The 24439-nt window shown below is 71.2% G+C and carries 26 protein-coding genes; 10 read left to right on the forward strand and 16 right to left on the reverse strand.

Annotated features, from left to right (window positions below; all coding sequences use genetic code 11):
- Positions 1 to 521: 521 nt before the first annotated feature.
- The gene (locus ACIQ6Y_RS06405) at positions 522 to 1172 is read right to left on the reverse strand and encodes a DNA-3-methyladenine glycosylase (protein WP_404033749.1); all 651 of its coding nucleotides are present in this window, start codon (positions 1170 to 1172) and stop codon (positions 522 to 524) included.
- A gap of 98 nt (positions 1173 to 1270) precedes the next feature.
- On the opposite strand from ACIQ6Y_RS06405, the gene ACIQ6Y_RS06410 reads away from it, so the two are divergent.
- From ACIQ6Y_RS06410 to ACIQ6Y_RS06420, 3 genes are all read left to right on the forward strand, one after another.
- Positions 1271 to 2053, forward strand: a complete 783-nt coding sequence (locus tag ACIQ6Y_RS06410) for a sporulation protein (protein WP_404033751.1) — start codon at positions 1271 to 1273, stop codon at positions 2051 to 2053.
- A 40-nt stretch (positions 2054 to 2093) separates the two neighbouring features.
- Positions 2094 to 2633, forward strand: a complete 540-nt coding sequence (locus tag ACIQ6Y_RS06415; protein ID WP_404033753.1) for a YbhB/YbcL family Raf kinase inhibitor-like protein — start codon at positions 2094 to 2096, stop codon at positions 2631 to 2633.
- A gap of 146 nt (positions 2634 to 2779) precedes the next feature.
- On the forward strand, positions 2780 to 3286 hold the full coding sequence (locus ACIQ6Y_RS06420) for an HNH endonuclease (RefSeq protein ID WP_404033755.1): 507 nt from the start codon (positions 2780 to 2782) through the stop codon (positions 3284 to 3286).
- 112 nt (positions 3287 to 3398) lie between these two features.
- Here ACIQ6Y_RS06420 and ACIQ6Y_RS06425 read toward each other — a convergent pair whose 3' ends face one another.
- The 3 genes from ACIQ6Y_RS06425 to ACIQ6Y_RS06435 form a co-directional block, all read right to left on the reverse strand.
- Positions 3399 to 4328 (reverse strand): SPFH domain-containing protein, encoded by a 930-nt coding sequence (locus ACIQ6Y_RS06425; protein ID WP_404033757.1) that lies wholly within the window; start codon positions 4326 to 4328, stop codon positions 3399 to 3401.
- A 140-nt stretch (positions 4329 to 4468) separates the two neighbouring features.
- A complete protein-coding gene (locus ACIQ6Y_RS06430) occupies positions 4469 to 4900 on the reverse strand; it encodes an NfeD family protein (RefSeq protein WP_404033759.1) in 432 nt (143 codons plus the stop codon).
- Between the two features lie 82 nt (positions 4901 to 4982).
- Positions 4983 to 5780 (reverse strand): ABC transporter ATP-binding protein, encoded by a 798-nt coding sequence (locus tag ACIQ6Y_RS06435; RefSeq protein ID WP_404033761.1) that lies wholly within the window; start codon positions 5778 to 5780, stop codon positions 4983 to 4985.
- 162 nt (positions 5781 to 5942) lie between these two features.
- On the opposite strand from ACIQ6Y_RS06435, the gene ACIQ6Y_RS06440 reads away from it, so the two are divergent.
- Positions 5943 to 6728, forward strand: a complete 786-nt coding sequence (locus ACIQ6Y_RS06440; RefSeq protein WP_404033763.1) for a hypothetical protein — start codon at positions 5943 to 5945, stop codon at positions 6726 to 6728.
- A 128-nt stretch (positions 6729 to 6856) separates the two neighbouring features.
- Here the strand turns inward: ACIQ6Y_RS06440 and ACIQ6Y_RS06445 are convergent, their stop codons facing one another.
- From ACIQ6Y_RS06445 to ACIQ6Y_RS06460, 4 genes are all read right to left on the reverse strand, one after another.
- Positions 6857 to 7096, reverse strand: a complete 240-nt coding sequence (locus ACIQ6Y_RS06445; protein WP_404033765.1) for a chaplin — start codon at positions 7094 to 7096, stop codon at positions 6857 to 6859.
- Positions 7097 to 7240: 144 nt separating this feature from the next.
- Complete coding sequence (gene chpE / locus ACIQ6Y_RS06450; RefSeq protein WP_404036302.1) at positions 7241 to 7483, reverse strand: chaplin ChpE; 243 nt, start codon at positions 7481 to 7483, stop codon at positions 7241 to 7243.
- A 126-nt stretch (positions 7484 to 7609) separates the two neighbouring features.
- Positions 7610 to 8251 carry a response regulator gene (locus tag ACIQ6Y_RS06455; protein WP_404033767.1) on the reverse strand — a complete coding sequence of 214 codons (642 nt, stop codon included), beginning with the start codon at positions 8249 to 8251 and terminating at the stop codon, positions 7610 to 7612.
- Entirely contained in the window at positions 8244 to 9389 is a 1146-nt protein-coding gene (locus ACIQ6Y_RS06460) for a GAF domain-containing sensor histidine kinase (RefSeq protein WP_404033769.1), read from the reverse strand. Before ACIQ6Y_RS06460 ends, ACIQ6Y_RS06455 begins: the two co-directional genes overlap by 8 nt.
- Before the next feature lie 187 nt (positions 9390 to 9576).
- Between ACIQ6Y_RS06460 and ACIQ6Y_RS06465 the strand changes: the two genes are divergently transcribed.
- The 3 genes from ACIQ6Y_RS06465 (at position 9577) to ACIQ6Y_RS06475 (ending at position 12492) form a co-directional block, all read left to right on the forward strand.
- Complete coding sequence (locus ACIQ6Y_RS06465; RefSeq protein WP_404033771.1) at positions 9577 to 10275, forward strand: SDR family NAD(P)-dependent oxidoreductase; 699 nt, start codon at positions 9577 to 9579, stop codon at positions 10273 to 10275.
- A complete protein-coding gene (locus tag ACIQ6Y_RS06470; RefSeq protein ID WP_404033773.1) occupies positions 10272 to 11399 on the forward strand; it encodes an S-adenosylmethionine:tRNA ribosyltransferase-isomerase in 1128 nt (375 codons plus the stop codon). The genes ACIQ6Y_RS06465 and ACIQ6Y_RS06470 overlap by 4 nt, the downstream gene beginning before the upstream one ends.
- A gap of 325 nt (positions 11400 to 11724) precedes the next feature.
- Positions 11725 to 12492 (forward strand): transglycosylase SLT domain-containing protein, encoded by a 768-nt coding sequence (locus ACIQ6Y_RS06475; RefSeq protein ID WP_404033775.1) that lies wholly within the window; start codon positions 11725 to 11727, stop codon positions 12490 to 12492.
- Positions 12493 to 12594: 102 nt separating this feature from the next.
- Here the strand turns inward: ACIQ6Y_RS06475 and ACIQ6Y_RS06480 are convergent, their stop codons facing one another.
- The gene (locus ACIQ6Y_RS06480) at positions 12595 to 15168 is read right to left on the reverse strand and encodes an FHA domain-containing protein (protein ID WP_404033777.1); all 2574 of its coding nucleotides are present in this window, start codon (positions 15166 to 15168) and stop codon (positions 12595 to 12597) included.
- A 241-nt stretch (positions 15169 to 15409) separates the two neighbouring features.
- Between ACIQ6Y_RS06480 and ACIQ6Y_RS06485 the strand changes: the two genes are divergently transcribed.
- Both ACIQ6Y_RS06485 and serB read left to right on the forward strand, forming a co-directional pair.
- Entirely contained in the window at positions 15410 to 17509 is a 2100-nt protein-coding gene (locus ACIQ6Y_RS06485; protein WP_404033779.1) for a streptophobe family protein, read from the forward strand.
- Between the two features lie 129 nt (positions 17510 to 17638).
- Positions 17639 to 18850: a phosphoserine phosphatase SerB gene (serB, locus tag ACIQ6Y_RS06490; RefSeq protein WP_404033781.1), complete on the forward strand. Its 1212-nt coding sequence runs from the start codon at positions 17639 to 17641 to the stop codon at positions 18848 to 18850.
- Between the two features lie 64 nt (positions 18851 to 18914).
- On the opposite strand, the gene ACIQ6Y_RS06495 is transcribed toward serB, so the two are convergent.
- From ACIQ6Y_RS06495 to ACIQ6Y_RS06510, 4 genes are all read right to left on the reverse strand, one after another.
- Positions 18915 to 19433 carry a SixA phosphatase family protein gene (locus ACIQ6Y_RS06495; RefSeq protein WP_404033783.1) on the reverse strand — a complete coding sequence of 173 codons (519 nt, stop codon included), beginning with the start codon at positions 19431 to 19433 and terminating at the stop codon, positions 18915 to 18917.
- Between the two features lie 119 nt (positions 19434 to 19552).
- Positions 19553 to 19768 carry a hypothetical protein gene (locus ACIQ6Y_RS06500; protein ID WP_404033785.1) on the reverse strand — a complete coding sequence of 72 codons (216 nt, stop codon included), beginning with the start codon at positions 19766 to 19768 and terminating at the stop codon, positions 19553 to 19555.
- A 227-nt stretch (positions 19769 to 19995) separates the two neighbouring features.
- On the reverse strand, positions 19996 to 20112 hold the full coding sequence (locus ACIQ6Y_RS06505; protein WP_086169366.1) for an SGM_5486 family transporter-associated protein: 117 nt from the start codon (positions 20110 to 20112) through the stop codon (positions 19996 to 19998).
- 75 nt (positions 20113 to 20187) lie between these two features.
- Positions 20188 to 21543: a CynX/NimT family MFS transporter gene (locus ACIQ6Y_RS06510; RefSeq protein ID WP_404033787.1), complete on the reverse strand. Its 1356-nt coding sequence runs from the start codon at positions 21541 to 21543 to the stop codon at positions 20188 to 20190.
- A gap of 70 nt (positions 21544 to 21613) precedes the next feature.
- Here ACIQ6Y_RS06510 and ACIQ6Y_RS06515 point away from each other — a divergent pair, with 70 nt between their 5' ends.
- The gene (locus ACIQ6Y_RS06515) at positions 21614 to 22303 is read left to right on the forward strand and encodes a FadR/GntR family transcriptional regulator (protein ID WP_404033789.1); all 690 of its coding nucleotides are present in this window, start codon (positions 21614 to 21616) and stop codon (positions 22301 to 22303) included.
- Here the strand turns inward: ACIQ6Y_RS06515 and ACIQ6Y_RS06520 are convergent.
- The 3 genes from ACIQ6Y_RS06520 to fabG form a co-directional block, all read right to left on the reverse strand.
- Positions 22284 to 22622: a hypothetical protein gene (locus tag ACIQ6Y_RS06520; protein WP_404033791.1), complete on the reverse strand. Its 339-nt coding sequence runs from the start codon at positions 22620 to 22622 to the stop codon at positions 22284 to 22286. The two genes, ACIQ6Y_RS06515 and ACIQ6Y_RS06520, sit on opposite strands and share 20 nt — an antisense overlap.
- A 165-nt stretch (positions 22623 to 22787) precedes the next feature.
- Positions 22788 to 23555 carry an enoyl-ACP reductase FabI gene (gene fabI / locus ACIQ6Y_RS06525; protein ID WP_404033793.1) on the reverse strand — a complete coding sequence of 256 codons (768 nt, stop codon included), beginning with the start codon at positions 23553 to 23555 and terminating at the stop codon, positions 22788 to 22790.
- A gap of 5 nt (positions 23556 to 23560) precedes the next feature.
- The gene (gene fabG, locus ACIQ6Y_RS06530) at positions 23561 to 24265 is read right to left on the reverse strand and encodes a 3-oxoacyl-[acyl-carrier-protein] reductase (RefSeq protein ID WP_404033795.1); all 705 of its coding nucleotides are present in this window, start codon (positions 24263 to 24265) and stop codon (positions 23561 to 23563) included.
- Between the last annotated feature and the right edge of the window lie 174 nt (positions 24266 to 24439).

Here is a 24439-nt window from a genome sequence, read left to right on the forward strand (position 1 = left end):
ACCGGTAATCCGGTCGACACACACGAGAGCGGAACATCGGGAGGAATAGTCCCGATGTTCACAGCGTCCTCGCTGTGTTTTTTCAAAGGAACCTCAACCCGATCGGAACCGATCAGGTCGGGGTATCAACATATCTGGCGTTGACTTTTGGCACGCTGTTGAGTTCTCAAGGAACGGACGCTTCCTTTGTACTCACCCTCTCGGGCTTTCCTCCGGGCGCTTCCCTTCGGTCTTGCGTTTCCGACTCTATCAGATCTTTTTCTCGATCCGATTCCCTGTCGGCGGGATGTCCAGGGCTTTCGGGCTTTCGCCCGGCGGCCTTTCGACATTCACTACGTTAGCTCATTCCCTCTGCGACTCATAATCGAGTCTCGCGAGTTCGAATTCAGACGTGCGGACACGACGGAATTCACCCCCGCTGAGGGGATGTAGTAGGTAGTGGGTTGGCCGCTTCCGGCTGCAGGCGATTGCCGTACCCGTTCCAGCGGCTCGGGCTACATTACGCACCTCGTAGGGGCGAGTCAAGTTCGGCGCCGCCGGGGCACATGGGCCCGGTAGGGGCTGACCGTGGGGTCGTCCGCGACCCAGAAGCGCCAGGGGTGGAGGTCGCCGCTGCCGCCCTCGCCGGCCACTCCGGTGCGGGGGCCGTTGCGTACCTGGTCAGAGGGGACCGGGGTGCCGGTGAGGATCCTCAGCGGCGTCTCCTTTGAGGTGCAGGCGTCCGTGCCGTCGAGGGTGCGGTCGATGTCCAGGGCCGTGGCGAGGCGGGCGGGGCCTTTGGCGAGTTCCTTGTCGTTGCGGGCCGAGAGTCGACGGGTCCGGGCGAGCTCGGCGCCCTCGACGATCTCTCCGGCGCGGAGCAGGACGGCGCTCGCCCTGCCCTCGGGGCCGCAGACGAGGTTCATGCAGTGCCACATGCCGTAGGTGAAGTAGACGTACACATGTCCGGGCGGTCCGAACATCACCGCGTTGCGGGGCGTACGCCCGCGGTAGGCGTGGGAGCCCGGGTCGTCCTGGCCGTCGTAGGCCTCGACCTCGGTCAGGCGGAGGGCGATCGGACCGTCCGGGGTGCGGCGCACGAGGATGCGGCCGAGGAGGTCGGGGGCGACGTCGAGGACGGGTCGGTCGAAGAAGTCTCGGGGCAGGGGCGTACGGTCGGGGCTCGCGATCACGCCGTCCGAGAGTAGTGCAGGCGGAACCGGCCACGGCCGGATCGCGTTTCTAGGGGACAAGGGTCCGGGACAAGGGTCCACTCGTCACAAGGAGAGTCATGGGGTTCAAGAAGCTGCTCGCGAGCCTGGGTGCCGGCGGTGCGTCGGTGGAGACGGTGCTGACCGAGGTCAACGTCGTGCCGGGCGGTGTCGTCCAGGGCGAGGTGCGCATCCAGGGCGGCAACGTCAGCCAGCAGATCGAGGGGCTGTCCGTCGGGCTCCAGGCGCAGGTCGAGGTCGAGGGCCAGGACCAGGAGTACAAGCAGAACATCGAGTTCACCAAGCAGCAGCTGGGTGGTGCCTTCGAGCTTCAGGCGGGTGCCGTGCACGCGGTGCCGTTCGGGCTGGAGATCCCGTGGGAGACGCCGGTCACCACGATCGACGGTCAGACGCTGCGCGGGATGCACATCGGTGTGACGACCGAGCTGGCGATCGCGCGTGCGGTGGACTCCAGCGACCTGGACCCGATCAACGTGCACCCGCTGCCGGCGCAGAAGGCGATCCTGGACGCGTTCATCCAGCTGGGCTTCCGGTTCAAGAGCGCCGACATGGAGCGCGGCCACATCCGCGGGACGCGGCAGACGCTGCCGTTCTACCAGGAGATCGAGTTCTTCCCGCCGCAGCAGTACCGGGGGCTGAACCAGGTGGAGCTGAGCTTCGTCGCCGACGCGCAGGCCATGGACGTGGTGCTGGAGATGGACAAGAAGCCGGGTCTGTTCGGCGAGGGCAGCGACACGTTCCGCTCGTTCCAGGTCGGTCTGAACGACTATCAGGGGACCGACTGGGCGGCGTACCTCAACCAGTGGCTGTCCGAGGTCGGCAGCAAGCGCAACTGGTTCTAGGCTCGGTTCCGACTGCAGGAACCGATCAGGAGGTACCGAGGTGACCGAGCTCAAGCGGCGGCCGCTCCCCCATGACTTCCATCCGCCCGTGCCGTCGTTCACGGTCACGAGCGAGGACGTCCAGGAGGGGGCGACGCTCAAGGAGGCTCAGGTCTACGCGGCCGGCAACACCTCGCCGCAGCTGCGGTGGGAGGGCTTCCCGCCGGAGACCAAGAGCTTCGCCGTCACGTGCTTCGACCCGGACGCGCCCACGGGCAGCGGGTTCTGGCACTGGAGCGTCTTCGACATCCCGGCCTCCGTGACCGAGCTGCCGGCGGGTGCGGGCAGCGGCAAGTTCGAGGGGCTGCCGGAGGGCGCCGTACAGGTGCGCAACGACTACGGGTCGAAGGACTTCGGCGGTGCCGCGCCGCCGCCCGGGGACGGGCCGCACCGCTATGTGTTCACGGTGTACGCCGTGGACCAGGAGAAGCTCGGTCCGGACTCGGACACCTCGCCCGCCGCCGTCGGCTTCAACCTGCGGTTCCACACGCTCGCGCGTGCCCAGCTCGTCGGTGAGTACGAGGTGCCCGCCGAAGACTGACGTTCATGGAACGTTTGCCCGCCCCCGGTCATGGAATTGATCGGGGGCGGGCACTTTTTATTGCGTTGTCCATCTCGGCGTGCCCGGCCAGAGTTGATCGCAGCCCGCCAGGGGGGTGGGCCGCTGCGCACGGGAGGTGGGCTGGTATGCGGGACACGCTGGTGCTGAACGCGAGCTTCGAGCCGCTGTCGACGGTGACGTTGAACCGAGCCGTCGTTCTGGTGCTCCAGGACAAGGCCGTCGTCGAGCAGTCCCACCCCGAGCTGCGGATGCGAGGAGCCGAGGTCGACATACCGGCGCCGCGGGTGATCAGGCTGTGCAGGTACGTACGGGTGCCCTTCCGAAGACAAGCTCCGTGGTCTCGGCGGGGTGTGCTGGTCAGGGACCGGCACCGGTGCGCGTACTGCGGGCGCAGGGCGACGACCGTGGACCACGTCGTGCCTCGGGCTCAGGGGGGTCAGGACACCTGGCTGAACACGGTGGCTTCCTGCGCGGAGGACAACCACCGCAAGGCGGACCGGACTCCTGAGCAGGCGGGTATGCCTCTGCTGCGGGAGCCGTTCGAGCCGAGCCCTCAGGATGCGATGCTGCTGGCGCTGGGGGCCGAGGACCTTGCAGCGCTGCCTGACTGGTTGGCTGTGCACGCTGCCTGATGGTCTCGCCGTTGGGGCGATGGTCGTCCTTCGGCGCTCCCGCCGTTGTGGTTGACCGCGCCCCCGCAGCGGAGCCGCATGTCGATGCGGCCCCGCGCCCCTCAAAGGAACGTCAGTCGATGCTCGGCTTCTCCGTGCGCTCCGTGCCGTTGCCCGAACTCGGCTTCGGGGCCCCGAAGTTGCCCATGGCGCCGGAGAGGCCCTTGAGGGCGTCGCCGATCTCGCTGGGGACGATCCAGAGTTTGTTGGCGTCGCCCTCGGCGATCTTGGGGAGCATCTGGAGGTACTGGTAGCTGAGGAGCTTCTGGTCGGGGTCGCCTGCGTGGATGGCCTCGAAGACCGTGCGGACGGCCTGGGCCTCGCCCTCGGCGCGCAGGGCGGCGGCCTTGGCCTCACCTTCGGCGCGCAGGATCTGGGACTGCTTCTCGCCCTCGGCGCGCAGGATCTCGGACTGGCGGACACCTTCGGCCTGGAGGATGGCGGCGCGCTTGTCGCGGTCGGCGCGCATCTGCTTCTCCATCGAGTCCTGGATGGAGGTGGGCGGCTCGATGGCCTTCAGTTCGACGCGGTTGACGCGGATGCCCCACTTGCCGGTGGCCTCGTCGAGGACGCCGCGCAGGGCGGCGTTGATCTCCTCGCGGGAGGTCAGGGTGCGCTCCAGGTCCATGCCGCCGATGATGTTGCGCAGTGTGGTGACCGTGAGCTGCTCGATGGCCTGGATGTAGCTGGCGACCTCGTACGTCGCGGCCCGCGCGTCCGTCACCTGGTAGTAGATGACGGTGTCGATGTTGACGACCAGGTTGTCCTGGGTGATCACCGGCTGGGGCGGGAACGGCACGACCTGTTCGCGCAGGTCGATGCGGTTGCGGATGGTGTCGATGAACGGGACGACGATGTTGAGGCCCGCGTTCAGGGTGCGTGTGTAGCGGCCGAAGCGCTCGACGATGGCGGCGCTGGCCTGTGGGATGACTTGGATCGTCTTGATCAGGGCGATGAAGACCAACACCACCAGAATGACCAGGACGATGATGATCGGTTCCATCGTCGTTCCCCGTACCCTTCTCGCCTCGGCGCTTTCGGCAGATCTTATGTTTGTCGAAGATCTTGCTGGTCGAGTCTGACAGACCGTCGCGTACCCCGGGGGGCGTTCGGTTCAGTTGCGCCATACCTTGGCTGACAAGATCACATGACGATCGCCGTGGCTCCCTCGATGTCCACCACATCGACCGCGTCGCCCACGTCGTAGCTGCGGTCGGTGTCCAGGGCGCGGGCCGACCAGACCTCGCCCGCGAGCTTGATACGGCCGCCGGAGCCGTCGACGCGTTCCAGGACGACGGCCTGTCTGCCCTTCAACGCCTCCACGCCGGTGACGAGTTGGGGGCGCTGGGTGCGGTGCCGGGTCGCGATGGGCCGTACGACGGCGATGAGGGCGACGGAGACGGCGAGGAAGACGAGGACCTGGAGGACCGTGCCGCCGCCGAAGCCGGCCACGACCGCCGCGGCGACGGCGCCCACCGCGAGCATGCCGAACTCCGGCATCGCGGTGACCACGAGCGGGATTCCGAGCGCGGCCGCGCCGACGAGCCACCACACCCATGCGTCGATGTCGTTCACAGGGTCATGGTAGGTCCGTGCTCCGGTCGCCGACAGGGCGCGCCGGGGCGTGAACGGGTACGCGCGACGGGGCCGTTGACGATCAGGAGAGCGGCAGGCCCTGGGCGGTCCAGCGGTCGCCGACCTGCTCGACGACGAGCGGGAGGCCGAAGCAGAGGGAGAGGTTGCGGGAGGTGAGCTCCAGCTCCAGCGGGCCGGCGGCGAGGACCTTGCCCTGGCGGATCATCAGGACGTGGGTGAAGCCGGGGGCGATCTCCTCGACGTGGTGCGTGACCATGATCATGGAGGGGGCGATCGGGTCGCGGGCGAGCCGGCCGAGGCGGCGGACGAGGTCCTCGCGGCCGCCGAGGTCGAGGCCTGCGGCGGGCTCGTCGAGGAGGAGCAGCTCGGGGTCGGTCATCAGGGCGCGGGCGATGAGGGTGCGCTTGCGCTCGCCCTCGGAGAGGGTGCCGAACTTCCGCTCCAGGTAGTCGCTCATGCCGAGGCGGTCGAGGAAGGCGCGGGCGCGCTGCTCGTCGACCTCGTCGTAGTCCTCCTGCCAGGTGGCGGTCATGCCGTACGCGGCGGTGAGGACGGTCTCCAGGACGGTCTGGCGCTTGGGGAGCTTGTCGGCCATGGCGATGCCGGCCATGCCGATGCGGGGGCGCAGTTCGAAGACGTCGGTGCCGGGCTTGCCGAGGGTCTCGCCGAGGATGGTGGCGGTGCCCTGGCTGGGGTAGAGGTAGCTCGAGGCGACGTTGAGGAGGGTGGTCTTGCCGGCGCCGTTGGGGCCGAGGATGACCCAGCGCTCGCCCTCCTTGACCGACCAGGAGACCTGGTCCACCAGAGCCCGGCCCTCACGGACCACGGATACGTCCTGAAGCTCCAGAACATCGCTCATGAGCGCGTTGTCTCCCCTTGCAGTGTGGCCGGTCTCGGCTGTCGCGTACGCCTGTGGCTCGTAGCGCCGCGCCGGTGGGCGCAGCCCTCGAAGAAATCTACGCCACTGGTCGGGCGGGCCGTTCCATCGGTCCCGTGCTTGGGTGTTCCTTAGGGTGGAGGCATGCTTTCGGAACCGCGCTCTGGTCGCCTTGCCGCTTGGGGAAATGCCCTACTTGCCGGTCTTGTCTCGCCTGATGACGCCGTGTCGGCGATCGTCGGGGAGGACGCCGTGCACCGGGTGGAGGGGCTGCCAGGTGAGTCGGCGCCCGTGGGTCTCACGCTCGCACTGGGGCGTCTGCGGGGGCTGGGGGCGGCCGGGCTGCGGGTGGCGCTGCCCGCGCCGGGGCATCCGCTGGGGCTGAGCGGGCCGCCGGAGTTCAACGCGCGGGCGCTGGAGGCGGAGGAGGCCGTCGTCTGTCACGGGGCCGCGCTGGGGCTCGTACCGGAGGTGTACGAGGCCGGGCCCGAGGGTGATGTGCATGTCGAGGTGGTCTGGCACTGCCTTGCCGTGCGGGAGGCGCCGCCGGCCGATGTGCCGTCGCTGGGCGAGGCGGAGCGGGAGCTGGCGGAGGCGCTGCGGGAGGCGACCGAGGTGCTGACGCGGCTGGATGTGGCGGCGTCGGGGCCGGTGGCCGAGGCAGCGCTGGAGGCGTACCGGGCGCGGGCCGAGCGGGGGCGGGAGGTGCTGGCGCCGGGGTATCCGCCCCGGGCGGTGCGCGTGCTGGAGCTGGCTCAGCGGGTGGGGCTGCTGGTCTCGCTCGCCTACGACCACGGGCACGGGGGTGCGGTGAGCGCCTCGGAGATGGCGGCGCGTGGGGCCGCGCTGCGGCCGGTGGAGCGGACGGCTCGGCGGGCGCAGGTGGCGGCGTACAACGCGTATGTGGAGGAGCGGGAGCGCAACACGTAGCCGAGGACGTCGTTCGGCCGCGGGCCGTGGGTGGCCGGTCGCGCAGTTCCCCGCGCCCCTGGCCAGGCACAGCGGAGGGCCCCTCCGCGTCGGCCTTGACGCGGAGGGGCCCTGTCGGCTGAGGCGCCTCAGTCGTTGACGCCGGTGTTGCCGAATGCCGGGTTGAGGGCGGCGATGCCGTTGACGGTGTTGCCGACCACGTTGACGGGGATGTGGATGGGCACCTGGACGACGTTGCCCGAGGCGACGCCCGGCGACTTCACGGCCGCGCCCTCGGCACCGGCGGACGCGACAGCGGCACCGGCGGACGCGCCCGCGGCGGCACCGGCGACGGCGATGGCCACGGCGGCCTTCTTGGCGATGTTCATGGGAAGGGTTCCTCCTGCGTGTACGAATCCGACCCGGCCGCGGGTCGTACGCTGATCAACGCCGGGTCCGGCGTGGACGGCACGGAACGTCCTCATGAACTGCCCGTTCGGATCATTGAACGGACAAGCTGATCGCGGTGCGGCTCAGTGGTTCACGCCGAGGTTGCCGAACGCCGGGTTCAGCACACCGATCACGTTCACGCTGTTGCCCACGGCGTTCACCGGGATGTGCACCGGGGCCTGGACGAGGTTGCCCGAGAGGACGCCCGGAGAGTGCTCGGCCTTGCCGTGGGCGTGCGCCTCGGTGGCGGAGGCCATCCCGGCTCCGGCGGCCACCAGACCGCCGGCCACCATCGTCACGGCCGCTGCCTTCTTCAGGTTCTTCACTGTTCTCAAGCCCTCCCTTGCGATCGCCGCGGCGGTCGCCGCAGCACGCACTGGAGAACGCCGGAGATCCACGGAGGATGCGCCATCCGGGTGACATTCCCACGACGGTATGAATCTCAGCCCGGATCAACCGGCCATTCCATGGCGTACCGCCCAGAGCGCGGCCTGGGTGCGGTCCGCCAGGTCGAGTTTCATCAGGATGTTCGAGACGTGGGTCTTGACCGTCTTCTCGGACAGCACCAGCGCCCTGGCGATCTCGCGGTTGGAGCGGCCGTCCGCTATCAGGCCGAGCACCTCGCGCTCCCGCTCGGTGAGCGAGCCGCCTCGGCCCTGGCCGGGCCCGGACTCCTCCTGGGACAGCAGGGCGCCGGCGACCTCGGGCTGGAGCAGGATGTGGCCGGCGTGCACGGAGCGGATGGCGCCGGCGAGGGCGTCGGGGTCGACGTCCTTGTAGACGTATCCGGCGGCACCCGCGCGCAGGGCCGGGACGACGGTGCGCTGCTCGGTGAAGCTGGTGACGATCAGCACGCGCGCGGGGTTGTCCAGCGCGCGGAGTCTGCGCAGGGCCTCCACGCCGTCCATGCCGGGCATCTTCACGTCCATGAGGACGACGTCGGGGCGCAGTTCCTCGGCGCGGGCGACGCCTTCCGCGCCGTCGGCGGCCTCGCCGACGACCTCGATGTCGTCCTGCACCTCCAGGAACGTTCTCAGGCCCCGGCGGACGACCTGGTGGTCGTCGACGAGCAGCACCTTGATTGCGTCAGCCACCGGGGACCTCCATCTCGACCGTGGTGCCCTTTCCGGGCGCCGATTCCACTGTGAGGCGTCCGCCGACGCCGCTCGCGCGGTCCCGCATGGAGACCAGGCCCAGATGGCGTCCCGCCCGCCGGACCGTACGGGGTTCGAAGCCGCTGCCGTCGTCCGTGACGCGCAGGACCGCGCCGCTGCCCTGTCGGTCGAGGCTGACGTCGACATGCTCGGCGCCGGAGTGCCGCAGCGCGTTGTGCAGGGCCTCCTGGGCCACGCGCAGCAGCGCCTCCTCCTGGGCGGCGGGCAGGGCGCGTACGCCGTGGCTCGCGAAGGTCACGCGCGCGGTGTGGGCGCGGTCGAGGACGTGGGTCTGGTCGCGCAGGGTGGCGACGAGGCCGTCCTCGTCGAGGGCGGCGGGGCGCAGCTCGACGACCGCGGCGCGCAGTTCGTCGGCGGCCTCGGCGGCGAGCGCGGCGACCTGCTGGAGCTCGCCCTTGGCGCGCGCGGGGTCGCGGTCGACCAGGGCGGCGGCGGCCTGGGCGGTCAGGCGCAGGGAGAACAGCTTCTGGCTGACGGCGTCGTGCAGCTCGTGGGCGAGGCGGGAGCGCTCCTCGGCGATGGTCAGCTCGCGGCTGCGCTCGTACAGGCGGGCGTTGGTGAGCGCGATCGCCGCGTGCTGGGCGAGGATGCCGAGCAAATCCTCGTCCTCCTCGGTGAAGCCGCAGCCCGCCTCGGGCCTCTCGCAGTTCTTGTTCGCGAGGAACAGCGCCCCGATGATCTCGTCGCCGTCGCGGATGGGCAGGCCGAGGAAGTCGGACAGGTCGGGGTGCGCGGAGGGCCAGCCCTCGAAGCGGGGGTCCTTGCGGACGTCGGCGAGGCGCTGCGGTGTGGCCTCGTGGAGCATCGAGGCGAGGATGCCGTGCTGGCGGGGCAGGGGGCCGATGGCCTTCCACTGGGCGTCGCTGACGCCGTCGACGACGAACTGGGCGAAGCCGCCGTGGTCGTCGGGCACGCCGAGCGCGGCGTACTGCGCGTCGAGCAGCTCACGGGCGGAGGCGACGATCGTCTTGAGGACGTCGCGCATCTCCAGGTGCCTGCTCATGGCCAGCAGCGCGGAGCTGACCGCGGCGAGGCCGGACCGATGACCTTGACTCATGTCCTCACGGTACCGGCGGGGTGTGACAGCGAGGATCCGACCTGTGACGGCCCTCGCCTAGGGCGCCGGTCCTAGGGCGAAGGGCCCCGCTTCCTTGCGTCCCGCGTCCGAGGTGGCGGGGCGGGCCACGTTCCTACGTTGGGATCAGCGCCGGTCGGCGGCGTACGGGACCGAGGGAGACGGTGTCATGGCGGTGGCGATCATCACGGGGGCCTCGAGGGGGCTGGGCCGGGCGCTCGCGGGCGCGCTGGCCGCGCGGGGCTGGGACCTGGTGCTGGACGGGCGGGACGCGGGGCGGCTGAAGGAGGCCGCGGACGCGCTGTCGGTGCACGGCACGCGTGTGTCGGCCCTGGCCGGGGACGTCACGGACGCCCGGCACCGCGCCGAGCTGGTGGCGGCGGCCTGGCGGCTGGGCGGCGTCGATCTGCTGGTCAACAACGCGGGGATCCTCGGTGTGGAGCCGCTGGTGCCGCTGGAGGAGCATCCGCTGGAGGCGTTCCGGGCCGCGCTGGAGACGAACGTGGTGGCCCCGCTGGGCCTCGTGCAGGAGGCTCTGCCGCTGCTGCGGCAGGCGGCGGCCGGGGCGGTGCTGAACGTCAGCTCGGACGCAGCGGTGGAGGCGTACCGGACGTGGGGCGGGTACGGGGCGACGAAGGCGGCCCTGGACCAGCTGTCGGCGGTGCTGGCGGTGGAGGAGCCCGGGCTGCGGGTGTGGTGGGTGGACCCGGGCGGCATGCGCACGGACATGCTGGCCGCGGCCGAGCCGGACGAGGACCTGTCGGGGACGCCGGAGCCGGAGGACGTCGCGCCGGTCCTGCTGAGGCTGATGGACGAGCGTCCGCCGAGCGGGCGGTACAGCGCGCCGGCGCTGCTGGGGTCGCGGTGAGCCTGGCGCTGCGCGTTCCGGTGGAGCTGTCCGCGCGGGTGCCGGCCGAGCAGCGGGGGCCGGGGCTGGACCGGGACGACGTACGGCTGCTGGTGTCGCGGGGGTGTGCGATGTCGCACCATGCGTTCGCCGAGCTGCCGCGGCTGCTGCGGGCGGGGGATCTGCTGGTGGTGAACACCTCGCCGACGCTGGCGGCGGCGGTGGACGGGTGGATCGGGCACACGCGTGTGGTGGTGCATTTCTCCACGCACGGGGACGACGGGCGCTGGGCGGTCGAGCTGCGGGAGCCGGACGGCCGGGGCGCCACGCGTGCGCGTGCCGGAGGGCCGGCGGGGGCGGTCGTAGGGCTGGCCGGGGGTGGGCGGCTGGTGCTGGAGGGGCCGCTGAGCGGGCGCGGGGAGCGGCTGTGGTGGGCGCGTCCCTCCGATCCGGACGTCGTGGGGCTGCTGCGTCGGCACGGGAGGCCGATCCGCTACTCCTACACGGAGCGGGATCAGCCGCTGTCCGTCTATCAGACGGTGTTCGCGCTGCCGTCGCCCGACGGGGCCGGGAGCGCGGAGATGCCGAGTGCGGCGCGGCCCTTCACGGCCCGGCTGGTGGCGGAGCTGGTGAGCCGTGGGGTGCAGTTCGCGCCGGTGACGCTGCACACGGGCGTGGCCTCCGCGGAGGCGCACGAACCGCCGTATCCGGAGCGGTTCGCGGTGCCGGAGGCGTCGGCGCGGCTGATCAACGCCGTGCGGGCCGAAAGGCGGAGGGCGCGAAGCGCTTCCTTGGAAGGGCGGTGGTGGGGGACGGGCGGGCAGGTCGTGGCCGTGGGGACGACGGCGGTGCGGGCCGTGGAGTCGGCGGCGGGGCCCGACGGGGTGGTGCGGGCGGCCGAGGGGTGGACGGATCTGGTGGTCACGCCGGAGCGCGGCGTACGCGTGGTGGACGGTCTGCTGACCGGGCTGCACGAGCCGGAGGCCTCGCATCTGCTGATGCTGGAGGCGGTGGCGGGGCGGGCCGCGGTCGGCCGCGCGTATGAGGAAGCGCTGCGTGAGCGCTACCTGTGGCACGAGTTCGGGGACGTGCATCTCCTCCTGCGGGAGGAGGCCGCTCACGCTGAGCGTTGCAGCGGCAACTGAGGGTGAGACGGGGGTGGTGGCGGTGTGAGCCCGCGCATAGGGCGCAGGTCACGTACGAAGGCGCGTAGGAGACGCGGTCACCCGCCCTAGCGGGACAGACGGCCCGGTCTGTCCCGTTTTGCCATTCCCTGATCCACTATCGGGGATCGTACGTCACACCTTTGCCTGGGATTTTTGCGGCCGCTAACAATGGCTCACGTCGCTCAGCGCCGCGGGTCTTTGCCCGCGGCGTTCGTGTGGGAAGCACCCGCGCCCCGCCGGACGAAGAGGTTCCCCCGCCGGACGAAGAGCGACCTCCGCGCTATTCGAAGAGGTCCATCCCGCCATGCCCAAGAACACCCAGAACCCCGGTCGTAGTCGCACGCTGACCAAGACCCACAAGCTCGCGCTCGCCGGTGTCGCCACCCTCGGTGCCGCAGCGCTCGCGTTCTCCGTGATCCCCGCGGGCGGCGAGACCACCACGGACGAGGCCGCCGCCGCGGCGCCCGTGGCCTACGGCTCGCAGAAGGTCACCGACGTCAAGGCGACCCTGACCGACCAGCTCGCCGCCGCGAGCGTGAAGGTCGAGGCCATCGAGGCCCAGCACAAGGCCGCCGAGACCGCCGCCGCCAAGGCGAAGGCCGAGGTCGAGGCCGCGGCGAAGAAGAAGGCCCAGGCCGAGGCCAGGGCGAAGGCCGCCGCCGAGAAGGCCGCCCAGGAGCGTGCCGCGAAGAAGGCCGCGAGCCGGTCCGCCGCGCGTCCGAAGGTGCAGCCGGTCGCCGCGAAGACCTACGCGAACAACCTGGACGGCTGGATCCGCCACGCCCTGGACATCATGCACGACAAGGGCATCCCGGGTACCTACAACGGCCTGTACCGCAACATCATCCGGGAGTCCTCGGGCAACCCGAACGCGATCAACAACTGGGACATCAACGCCCAGAACGGCGTCCCGTCGATCGGTCTGCTCCAGATCATCAAGCCGACCTTCGACGCGTACCACGTCCCGGGCACGGCCTGGAGCCAGTACGACCCGGTCGCCAACCTGACCGCCGCGGCGAACTACGCGGCCGACCGCTACGGCTCGATCGACAATGTGAACAGCGCGTACTGAGGCCCGGCGCGGGACCTCACCACGTGTGCGCCGCAGGGCGGCACCCAACTGACGGGGTGCCGCCCTGCGGCGTATGCGTATGAGCTCTTGTACTTGTGGGACCTACTTGCGCATGACCTCGGGCTCGTGGCGGCGCAGGAAGCGGGCCACGAAGAAGCCGCAGATCACGCCGAGCACGATGAGGGCGGCCATGTCCAGGCTCCAGGCGCCGACCGAGTGCTCCCACAGCGGGTCGGTGTCGGCGCCCTCCTCGGGCGGGCTGATCCGGTTGAAGTCCAGCGAGGCGCCGGCGGCGGCGACCGCCCAGCGGGACGGCATCAGGTACGAGAACTGGTTGACGCCGACCGTGCCGTTCAGGGCGAAGAGGCAGCCGGTGAAGACGACCTGGATGATCGCGAACATGACCAGCAGCGGCATGGTCTTCTCGGCGGTCTTCACCAGCGAGGAGATGATCAGGCCGAACATCATCGAGGTGAAGCCCAGCGCCATGATCGGCAGGGACAGCTCGACGAGGGTGGCGCCGCCGAGGACGAGGCCCTCCTCGGGGATCTCCCGGGTGGCGAAGCCGATCACGCCGACCAGCAGGCCCTGCAGCACGGTGATCATGCCGAGCACGAACACCTTGGACATCAGGTACGCGGAACGCGACAGGCCCGTCGCACGTTCCCTCTCGTAGATGACCCGTTCCTTGATCAGCTCACGGACGGAGTTGGCCGCGCCCGCGAAGCAGGCGCCGACGGAGAGGATCAGCAGGACGGTGGTGGCCGTGCCGTTGGGGATGATCCGCCCGGACTGCGGGTTGGGCGGATTGGGCAGCAGACCCCGGTCGGGGTCGATGAGCAGGCTCACCGCGCCGAGCACGGCCGGCAGGATCACCATCAGGGCGAGGAAGCCCTTGTCGGAGACGATCACCGAGACGTAGCGGCGTACGAGCGTGATGAACTGCGACATCCAGCCCTGGGGCTTGGGCGGCCTGATCGCCTGCATGGCCGGCATCTGTACGGCCTGCGGGGCGACGGCGTCGATGTCGGCCGCGTACATCTGGTAGTGCTGCGAGCCCTTCCAGCGGCCCGCCCAGTCGTAGTCGCGGTAGTTCTCGAAGGCGGAGAAGACATCGGCCCAGGTGTCGTAGCCGAAGAAGTTCAGCGCCTCCTCCGGCGGGCCGAAGTAGGCCACCGAACCGCCGGGCGCCATCACCAGGAGCTTGTCGCAGATCGCCAGCTCGGCCACCGAGTGGGTGACGACGAGGACGGTACGGCCGTCGTCGGCGAGGCCGCGCAGCAGCTGCATCACATCGCGGTCCATGCCCGGGTCGAGGCCCGAGGTGGGCTCGTCCAGGAAGATCAGCGACGGCTTGGTCAACAGCTCCAGGGCGACCGAGACGCGCTTGCGCTGGCCGCCGGACAGGGAAGTGACCTTCTTGTCCTTGTGGATGTCGAGCTTGAGCTCGCGCAGCACCTCGTCGATACGGGCCTCGCGCTCGGCGGCCGTGGTGTCGGCGGGGAAGCGCAGCTTGGCCGCGTACTTCAGGGCCTTCTTGACGGTCAGCTCCTTGTGCAGGATGTCGTCCTGCGGGACCAGACCGATGCGCTGGCGCAGCTCGGCGAACTGCTTGTAGAGGTTCCGGTTGTCGTAGAGGACCTCGCCCTGGTTGGCGGGCCGGTAGCCGGTGAGTGCCTTGAGCAGGGTGGACTTGCCGGAGCCGGAGGGGCCGATGACCGCGATGAGCGACTTCTCGGGGACGCCGAAGGAGACGTCCTTGAGGATCTGCTTGCCGCCGTCGACCGTGACCGTCAGATGACGGGCGGAGAAGGAGACCTCACCGGTGTCGACGAACTCCTCGAGGCGGTCGCCGACGATACGGAACGTGGAGTGACCGACGCCGACGATGTCGGCCGGGCCGAGCAGCGCGGAGCCGCCCTTGGCGATCGGCTGACCGTTGACGTACGTGCCGTTGTGGGAGCCGAGGTCGCGGATCTCCATGCGGCCGTCGGGCGTGGAGTGGAACTCCGCGTGGTGGCGGGATACCTGCAGGTCGGAGACCACGAGTTCGTTCTCCAGCGCACGGCCGATCCGCATCACGCGGCCGATGGAGAACTGGTGGAACGTAGTCGGGCTGCGGTCGCCGTAGACCGGCGGCGCGCCCGCGCCCTGCTGGTGCGGGACCTGCACGGCGGGCTGCTGCGACGGCTGCTGCCAGCCGGACTGCGCGGCCTGCTGCTGCGGCGCCTGGTGCGGGGCCTGCTGTTGCGGAGGGGCCTGCTGCGGGGCCTGCTGGGCGGCCCAGCCGGGGCCCGCGCCTTGCGCCGCGCCCGGTGCCACGCCCTGTGCCGCGTACGGCTGCTGCTGCGGCTGCTGCGCCTGTGGTGCGCCGACGCCGGCCGCGGCGCCGGTCAGGCCGACCAGCGGCCCGTCGGTGGCGTTGCCCAGGTGCACCGCGGTGCCCGGGCCGATCTCCAGATGATGGATCCGCTGCCCCTGCACGAAGGTGCCGTTGGTGCTGCCGTGGTCCTCGATGACCCAACTGCCGCCGTTGAAGCTGATCGTGGCGTGCCGCCAGGAGACCCTGGCGTCGTCGAACACGACGTCTCCCTGCGGATCGCGTCCGAGTGTGTACGACCGGGACGGATCCAGCGTCCAGGTCCGCCCATTTGATTCCAGTACGAGTTCCGGCACTCCATGCCCCACTGAGTTGTCCCCCGAGTTACCCCCGTCGCAGGGAGTCTAGGGATGTCGAACATCGGGGGGAACTATTTCAGTAGCGGCCCCCTGACCGAAAGTCGGGCCTTGTGAAGACCGCGTACAGCGCACTGACGCTTTGCCGTTGACGGGGGTTGAAACCTGCCCGGAGAGTGGTATTCCAGGCGAGCGGGACATGCGCGACGTCCGCGCCGTGCCGCGGGTCGGGGGGTCTGCCATGCGTACCGAGGCTGTGCGGACGGACACGAAGGTGCCCTGGATCGATGTCCTGCTGTCCGCGATCGCCGCTGTGAGCTGGGCGTTGATCGGTATGGCGACGACGGCCGGGCTCGGTCTGCACCTGCTGGACGCGGATACGCGAGGCGAACTCGGGCCGATGACGGCGGCGGTCGTGGCGGTCGGTGCCGGTGGTTCGGTGACGTCTTCCGGTGATGTGTCCGCGTTCGGGCTGGCGGGACCTGAGGTGCCGGCGGCCGTCGAGATCACGCCACTGGGCGTCAGTCTGGTCGGTGCGCTCCTTTTGTCCTGGTTCTTCCTACGGTCCTTGCGGGCGGCCGGAGTTGTGGTCTCCCCGGCCGAACTCCTTGCGCGGGCAGGCTCGATGGTCGTGCTGTTCGTCGCGACGCTGGGCCTGCCGGTGTGGGCGGGACACGATGTGATCACGATCGACGCGCCCTCGGGCGGGGTCGAGGTCCCCGGCCTCGGTGACCTCGGTGGGTTGCTGCCGGACCGGGTCGGGGACCTGATCGACGCGAAGGCCTCCGTCCGGTTCGGCGTCGACACCGGGCCCACGCTGCTGGGCGGCGCCTGCTGGGCCGTCGGCGTGCTGCTCATCGCCCTGCTGGCCTCGCGCCGCACTCCCCTGCCGGCCCGGCTCGCCGTGGTGCACCGAGTCGTACGGCCGTCCGTCTCGGCCTTCGTGACCGTGCTGCTCGTCGCCGTCGCCGCCGGGTGGGCGGCCGCGGGGTGGGCCGCGCTCGACGACGACCACCCCCGCCGCATCGCCGGCGCGGCCCTGCTGGGCGCGCCCAACGGCGTGTGGCTGGGCCTCCCGATCGGCCTGTTCGTCCCCTTCGACGGCGACGCCACGGGCCTCATGTCCCGCTTCCTTCCCGACCCGCTGGACGACCTCCTCGTCGACTCCGACGGCCCGGTGACCCTGCCCCGGCTGGCCGAGCTGGACGGACGGGTGTGGCTGCTGGGGGTGGCCGCGGCGCTGCTGATGCTCCTGGCGGGGGTTCTGGTGGGGGTGCGCACGCCGACCGCGGCGGGGGCCGGGGACCTGCCCGGCGGCGGAGCCCTTCGTTTCGCCGGGGTGTGCGCACTGCGGCTCGGGGTCGTGACGGCGGTGGCGCTCCCCCTGCTGGCCGCGCTGGTGGAGGTGTCGGTGGGCGCCTCGCCGCCGGTGAGCACCGGGGTGCGGCTGGAGGGGCGGCTCGGCGTGGCGCTGCTGCTGGGCGCGGCGTGGGGCGCGGGGGCCGGGGCCGCGGGTGGGCTGTTGGCCCGGGGGTGCGGGGCCGCGGGGCGGGGGGTGGCGCCCTTGGCACTCGGTGACGTGCGGGGGGAGACGCGGCGTTCACTAGGCGTGGGCGCGTCTGGGGCGGCGGGGCCGTACTCGTCGAGGACGGGGACCGCGGGTTCGTGCTCGTCCGGGACCGGGGCGGTGGGGCCGTACCCGCCCGTGCCTGGGGCGGTGGGGCCGTACTCGTCGAGGACTGGGTCCGCGGGTTCGTACCCGTCCGGGACCGGGGCGGCGGGGCCGTACCCGCCCGGGACCGGCTCGGCGGGGCCGTACCCGCCCACGCCCGGATCGGCAGGACCGTACTCGCCCGGTACGCCGTATCGGGGGCCCAACCCTGCGACCAACCCGTACCTGCGGTTCCCGGAGGGGATGCAGGCGGCGCCGGAGGACGCCCGGCCGGAGGCGGAAGGCCGGGTGGTGTGGCCGGAGGCGGGAGGTGAGGGGGCGCAGACCGAAGCCGGGCGCACGGTGATGTGGTCGGAGGTGGACACGGGTGAGGAGGCCGACGGTGCGGGAGAGGGGGTGCCGGTGATCTCTACGGGGCGCCCACCGTGGCGCAGCCCACTGAGCCGAGGCCGCGGGGGCCCGGGCGTCGCCCTCCGGGTGACCGGCGTGGGAAGTGGCCGCCGACCTCGCCGGAGGAGGGGCCCCCGCCTCCGCCCGGGCCTCCGCCGCCACGGCCACCACGGCCACCCCGGGGGCGATGAGGTGCGCGCACGGGTCGGCCGGGACGGCAGGGCGGAAGGTGTCGGGGAGCCCGTGTCGCCCGATCGGCCCCTGGGCACACGGAGATGATCGACCAGGGAAATCCAGGTGTCGCCTCCGCGCCCGGTGCCCGACACCGAACGGACACGCGGTGTTCCATGTCCGTCAGGCGGACCTCGGGGGCGCGCGGCACTGGGTGCCGGATACGGTGGGAGCACCATGAGTGCATCGCAGACCCCCTCTGACGTCCCCACCCTCCTTGTCAAGATCTTCGGCAAGGACAGGCCGGGCATCACAGCCGGACTCTTCGACACCCTCGCCGCCTACTCGGTCGACGTGGTCGACATCGAGCAGGTCGTCACCCGAGGCCGGATCGTGCTGTGCGCACTCGTCACCGAGCCGCCGCACGGCGCCGAGGGCGATCTGCGGGCGACCGTGCACAGCTGGGCCGAGTCGCTGAAGATGCAGGCGGAGATCATCTCCGGCCTCGGCGACAACCGGCCGCGCGGGCTCGGCCGCTCCCTGGTGACGGTGCTGGGGCATCCGCTCACCGCGGAGGCGACCGCCGCGATCGCCGCGCGGATCACCAAGGCCGGCGGCAACATCGACCGTATCTTCCGGCTGGCCAAGTACCCCGTGACCGCGGTGGAGTTCGCGGTCTCCGGCGTGGAGACCGAGCCGCTGCGCACGGCGCTGGTGACGGACGCGGCGGCGCTCGGCGTCGATGTCGCGGTCGTCGCGGCGGGGCTGACCCGGCGCGCCCAGCGGCTGGTCGTCATGGACGTCGACTCCACCCTCATCCAGGACGAGGTGATCGAGCTCTTCGCGGCGCACGCCGGCTGCGAGGACAAGGTCGCCGAGGTGACCGCGGCCGCGATGCGCGGGGAGCTGGACTTCGAGCAGTCGCTGCACGCGCGCGTGGCGCTGCTGAAGGGACTGGACGCCTCGGTCGTGGACAAGGTCCGCAGCGAGGTCCGGCTGACCCCGGGCGCCCGGACGCTGATCCGCACGCTGAAGCGGCTCGGCTACCAAGTGGGTGTCGTCTCGGGTGGTTTCACCCAGGTCACGGACGACCTCAAGGAGCGGCTCGGGCTGGACTTCGCCCAGGCCAACACGCTGGAGATCGTCGACGGCAAGCTGACCGGCAAGGTCACCGGCGAGATCGTGGACCGCGCGGGCAAGGCGCGGCTGCTGCGCCGGTTCGCCGCGGAGGCCGGCGTGCCGCTGTCGCAGACGGTGGCGATCGGCGACGGTGCGAACGACCTGGACATGCTGAACGCGGCCGGGCTCGGGGTCGCCTTCAACGCCAAGCCGGTGGTGCGGGAGGCCGCGCACACCGCGGTGAACGTGCCGTTCCTGGACACGGTCCTCTACCTGCTGGGCATCACGCGCGAAGAGGTCGAGGCGGCGGACACGCACGGCGTGGACTGAGCCTGACCCGCCCTCCGGGGGCCCGGTGCCGCTGCGGTGCCGGGCCCCTGGTGCGTGCGGGTGGTCAGTCCGTCGGCGCCCAGTAGTCGAGCAGGGTGCCGACGCCGGGCTCCAGGGACTTCCAGGAGCCCTCGAAGGACAGGACGGCGTACGCGGCGGCGGGGAAGCCGCGGCGGGTCATCCGCTCGGCGGCGTCGCCCTCGGCCGTGCCGGAGAGGATGTCGGCCAGGCCGTGCACGCCGGGGTTGTGGCCGATGAGCAGGACGTTGCGCGCGTCGTCAGGGGTCTCGTTGAGCAGGGCGATCAGCTCGCCCGGAGATGCCTCGTAGACCCGCTCCTCGTAGACGGTCTTCGGGCGGTGCGGGAACTCGTGGACGGCGAGCTTCCAGGTCTCCCGGGTCCGGGTCGCGGTGGAGCACAGGGCCAGGTCGAAGGGGATGCCGGTGTCGACCAGCTTGCGGCCGGCGGCTGCGGCGTCCAAGCGGCCCCGCTCGGCGAGCGGCCGCTCATGGTCGTTCACCGGTGGCCAGTCGGCCTTCGCGTGCCGGAAGAGGACAATCCTGCGGGCTTCTGCGACGCTCATGCGTCCCAGCTTCGCATGAAAGATGCCATGAGGCGCAGGGAGTTGGCAGGCGTCCCCACCAGCTCGGAACACTGCTCGGAAGTCACTCCGAACACCACTGCGAACAGCCCGGGCGGGTCCTAGCGCCCGAGCGTGAGCAGCTGCTGCGCGCGCTCCACGAGCTGGGCGACGGCCGGTTCGCCGCCGGTCGTGGCGTGGGCCTCGGAGGGGTTGAGTATGAGCGCGAACAGGGCGATGAAGGCGAGGGTGGGCAGCGCGAGGGCCCACCAGGGCAGGCGGGTGCCGACGCCGCCCGTGATCGCCGGGTGGGGCCTGGTGTGCGTGGGGGCCGACATGGGTGCCTCCGCAGCTCCTCGAACGGTCCGTGGTCCGCCTCTCGCGGCCACACTTCGAAGCTACGGGCTCCGCGGCCCTCAACCCATCCGGTGATCCACCCACTTGACCCTGAGCCTCACCCCCTAGGGGATGGTGGGGCTAGCCCCACCATCGGCCTCACCACCGGCCCCACCATCGCCCCGCCATCCGGCATGAGCCGCGGCCACGGCCCTCGGCCCGGCCGGGCTCAGGGCGCGGCGATCGACGCGATGACGGCGATGATCACGAAGATGGCGAAGAAGGAGCCGAAGACGATCAGCATCTTCTTCTGGCCGTTCTGGGGGTTCGGGTCGAGCACAGGCATACGGCAAGTCTCGCACCCCGCGTCCGGGCCCACGCCTCGGGGTCGGACCACCGCCGCCCCTGAGCCCAGGCGGGCTCAGACCGCCGCCTCGTCCTCCACCGTGCGGTCGCGGCCCGCGAGGTAGCCGACGGCCATCTGCGGCAGCATCAGCGCGGCCATGAGGGCGATGGGGACGCCCCAGCCGCCGGTGTGCTGGTAGAGGATGCCGACCAGGAGCGGGCCGGGGATGGAGATCAGGTAGCCGGTGCTCTGGGCGAAGGCGGACAGCTGGGCCACGCCGGGCCCGCTGCGGGCACGCATCCCGACCATGGTGAGGGCCAGCGGGAAGGAGCAGTTGGATATGCCGAGGAGCACCGCCCAGGCCCAGGCGCCGCCCGCCGGGGCGAAGTAGAGGCCGGCGTATCCGGCGAGGCCGCAGACACCGAGCGCGAGGACGATCGGGCCCTGCTGGGGCAGCCGGGTGGCCAGCCGCGGGATGACGAAGGCGAGCGGCACGCCCATCACCATGGTCACGGCCAGGAGCACACCCGCGGTGGAGGCGGCCACACCGGCGTCGCGGAAGACCTGCGCCATCCAGCCCATGGTGATGTACGCGGCCGTCGCCTGGAGGCCGAAGAACACGGCCAGCGCCCAGGCGGTACGGCTGCGGGTGATGCGCAGCCGCGCCGGCCCCGCCTCCCCACGCGCGTGTGCCGCCTTTCCCGAAGCCGCGTCCCGCGCGGGGGCCTCCTCGACCGAAGCCGCACCCCCGCCCCGTACGAACGGAATCCACGGCAGTACGGCGGCCACGGCGAGTGCCGACCACACGGCGAGACCCGTCTGCCAGCTGCCGCCCAGGGCGTCGGTCAGCGGGACCGTCGCGGCGGCGGCCGTGGAGGTGCCCAGGGCCAGGGCCATGGAGTACAGGCCGGTCATGGAGCCGACCCGGTCGGGGAACCAGCGCTTGACGATGACCGGCATCAGGACGTTGCTGACCGCGATGCCCATGAGGGCGAGCGCGCTGGCAGCGAGGAAGGCGGGGGTGCTGCCCGCGAACGGCCGTACGAGCAGGCCGGCGGCGATGGCGGCCATGCCGACGCACACCACCGCGGCGGGTCCGAAGCGGCGGGCCAGGCGCGGGGCGGTGACGCCGAAGACGGCGAAGCACAGGGGCGGCACGGAGGTGAGCAGTCCGGCCACGCTGCCGCTCATGCCGAGCCCGTCGCGGACCTCTTCCAGCAGCGCGCCGAGGCTGGTGATGGCGGGGCGGAGGTTGACGGCCGACAGCACGATGCCGACGACCAGCAGACGCATCGGCCATCCCGTCAACGCGCGCGTGGCCTCACTCGTCCCCGGGTCTCGTCCCGTCGTACCGGTCTGCGTACCTGTCCTCGTACGGGTCCTCGTGCGTGTCTTCGTGTGCGTCTCCTCGGCTGCCATGCCGACCATCATAGAATCATGGGATGATTGGTTGTCCATTCCCGGGTGGCCCGCGGCGGTCACGGACGTGCGAAGGTGAGCCATGCCCCTGAGCCATCCCCGTCGCTCGGCGCTGTCCGAGCAGGTCATCGCCGCGCTGCGGCACCAGATCACCTCCGGCGAGTGGCCGGTCGGCTCGCGCATCCCCACCGAGCCCGAGCTGGTCGAGCAGCTCGGGGTGGCGCGTAACACCGTCCGCGAGGCCGTCCGGGCGCTCGCGCACAACGGCCTGCTGGACATCCGGCAGGGCTCGGGCACCTATGTCGCGGCCACCAGCGAGCTGGCCGGGGTGATGCACCGCCGCTTCGCCGACGCCGACCCGCGGCACATCGCGGAGCTGCGGGCCACGCTGGAGTCGAGCGCGGCGAAGCTGGCCGCCGAGCGGCGTACGGAGCGGGATCTGCGGCAGCTGGAGACGCTGCTGCGGCGCCGCGAGGAGGCGTGGGAGTCCGGCGACAAGGAAGCCTTCGTGACCGCGGACGCCACGTTCCACCTGGCCGTGGTGGCGGCCTCGCGCAACGACGTCATGACGGCGATGTACGCCGACCTGGGCGAAGTCCTGCGCGACTGGCTGCGCGACGACGTGGGCGAGGAGCTGACGCCGGAGACGTACATGGACCACGCGAGGCTGATGGAGGCGATCCGCGCGGGCGACGCGGAGACGGCGGCCACCGAGGCGGCGAGCTACCCGCTCGGCTGCCGCCAGGGGCGGCTCACAGCCGCTGGTGACTGATCCACACCGAGCGGATCTCCTTCCAGCAGCGGCCGGCCAGCCGCACGGTCGTCGCCGGGCCGATGTCCACCGGGGTGCTGTCGGTGTCGAGGTCCCACCAGCGGTCGCACTCGATGTGCAGCCGCACCCGGTCGATGTCGACGTAGGCGTTGTGGCAGTGGGCGACCACATGGGATCCGCTGACGTCGGTGCGGCACTCGGCGCCGAACGGCGACGAGCTCTCCTCGGCCACGCGCGCGTGGGGCCTCGCTTCGTACGGCGCGCAGAGGGCGAGTGCGACGGCGAGGGTCACTGGGGCCAGGCTGCGGGACAGGCGCACAAGGGAACCTCCTCGGCCGGGCTGGGGAGGGACATCACGCGGTGGACGCGTAGTCCAGCCTGCCCGCTCGCCCCGGCCCCCCGCCCGGCCGGTTGAGCCGAACGAGTGACGCCCCGCTCCCCGCGCAGTGCGGGAAACGGGGCGTCACCTGCGAAGAGGTGAGGGTCAGGCGCCGATGGCGTGCAGACCGCCGTCGACGTGGATGATCTCGCCGGTGGTCTTCGGGAACCAGTCGCTCAGCAGGGCGACGATGCCGCGGCCGGCCGGCTCCGGGTCCTGCAGGTCCCACTCCAGCGGGGAGCGGGAGTCCCACACGGAGGCCAGGTCGCTGAAGCCCGGGATGGACTTGGCGGCCATCGAGCCGAGCGGGCCGGCGGAGACGAGGTTGCAGCGGATGTTCTGCTTGCCCAGGTCGCGGGCCATGTAGCGGCTGGTGGCCTCCAGGGCGGCCTTGGCCGGGCCCATCCAGTCGTACTGCGGCCAGGCGAACTGCGCGTCGAAGGTGAGGCCCACGACCGAGCCGCCGTTCTGCATCAGCGGCAGGCAGGCCATGGTCAGCGACTTCAGGGAGTACGCCGAGACGTGCATGGCCGTGGCGACGGACTCGAACGGCGTGTTGAGGAAGTTGCCGCCGAGCGCGTCCTGCGGCGCAAAGCCGATGGAGTGCACGACGCCGTCCAGGCCGCCCAGCTCCTCGCCGACGATGTCGGCCAGCCGGGCGAGGTGCTCGTCGTTGGTGACGTCGAGCTCGATGACCTTGACGGGCTTGGGGAGCTTCTTGGCGATGCGCTCGGTCAGCGTGGGCCGCGGGAACGCGGTCAGGATGATCTCGGCGCCCTGCTCCTGGGCCAGCTTGGCGGCGTGGAAGGCGATGGAGGCCTCCGTCAGCACACCCGTGATCAGGATGCGCTTGCCCTCGAGAATTCCGCTCATGGTGATCAGTGACCCATTCCCAGTCCGCCGTCAACAGGGATGACGGCTCCAGTGATGTACGAGGCGTCGTCGGAGGCGAGGAACCGCACCGCCGCGGCGATCTCCTCCGGCTGCGCGTACCGGCCGAGCGGGACCTGCGACACGATGTTCGCGCGCTGCTCGTCGGTGAGCACCTTGGTCATGTCGGTGTCGACGAAACCGGGCGCGACGACGTTGAAAGTGATGTTGCGCGAGCCCAGCTCACGGGCGAGGGAGCGCGCGAAGCCGACCAGGGCGGCCTTGGAGGCGGCGTAGTTCGCCTGCCCCGCGGAGCCGAGCAGCCCGACGACCGAGGAGATCAGCACGACGCGGCCCTTCTTGGCGCGCAGCATGCCGCGGTTGGCACGCTTGACGACGCGGAAGGTGCCGGTGAGGTTGGTGTCGATGACCGAGGTGAAGTCCTCCTCGGACATGCGCATCAGGAGCTGGTCCTTGGTGACGCCCGCGTTGGCGACGAGGACCTCGACGGGGCCGTGGGCGTCCTCGATCTCCTTGTAGGCCTGCTCCACCTGCTCGGGGTCGGTGATGTCGCACCTGACGGCGAGGAAGCCGGCCGGCGGCTCACCCGAGCGGTATGTGATCGCAACCTTGTCGCCGGCGTCGGCGAAAGCGCGGGCGATGGCGAGGCCGATGCCCCGGTTGCCTCCGGTGACGAGAACCGAGCGGCTCAACGGATCACCCTTTCGATAGCGGTCTGTCTGACCCGCCCGAACACCTGGATGACAGGCGGCTACATCGAAAACCTATCGGGCCCGTCGCCGCGGCGGACAATCGGGCACCGACAGTGGCACAGGGGCCGCACTGTCGGATCCCTACAGAACCGTGTCGGCTCCGGCCCGAAACAT

The sequence above is a fragment of the Streptomyces sp. NPDC096205 genome (genome assembly GCF_044763135.1).
Classification (GTDB): domain Bacteria; phylum Actinomycetota; class Actinomycetes; order Streptomycetales; family Streptomycetaceae; genus Streptomyces.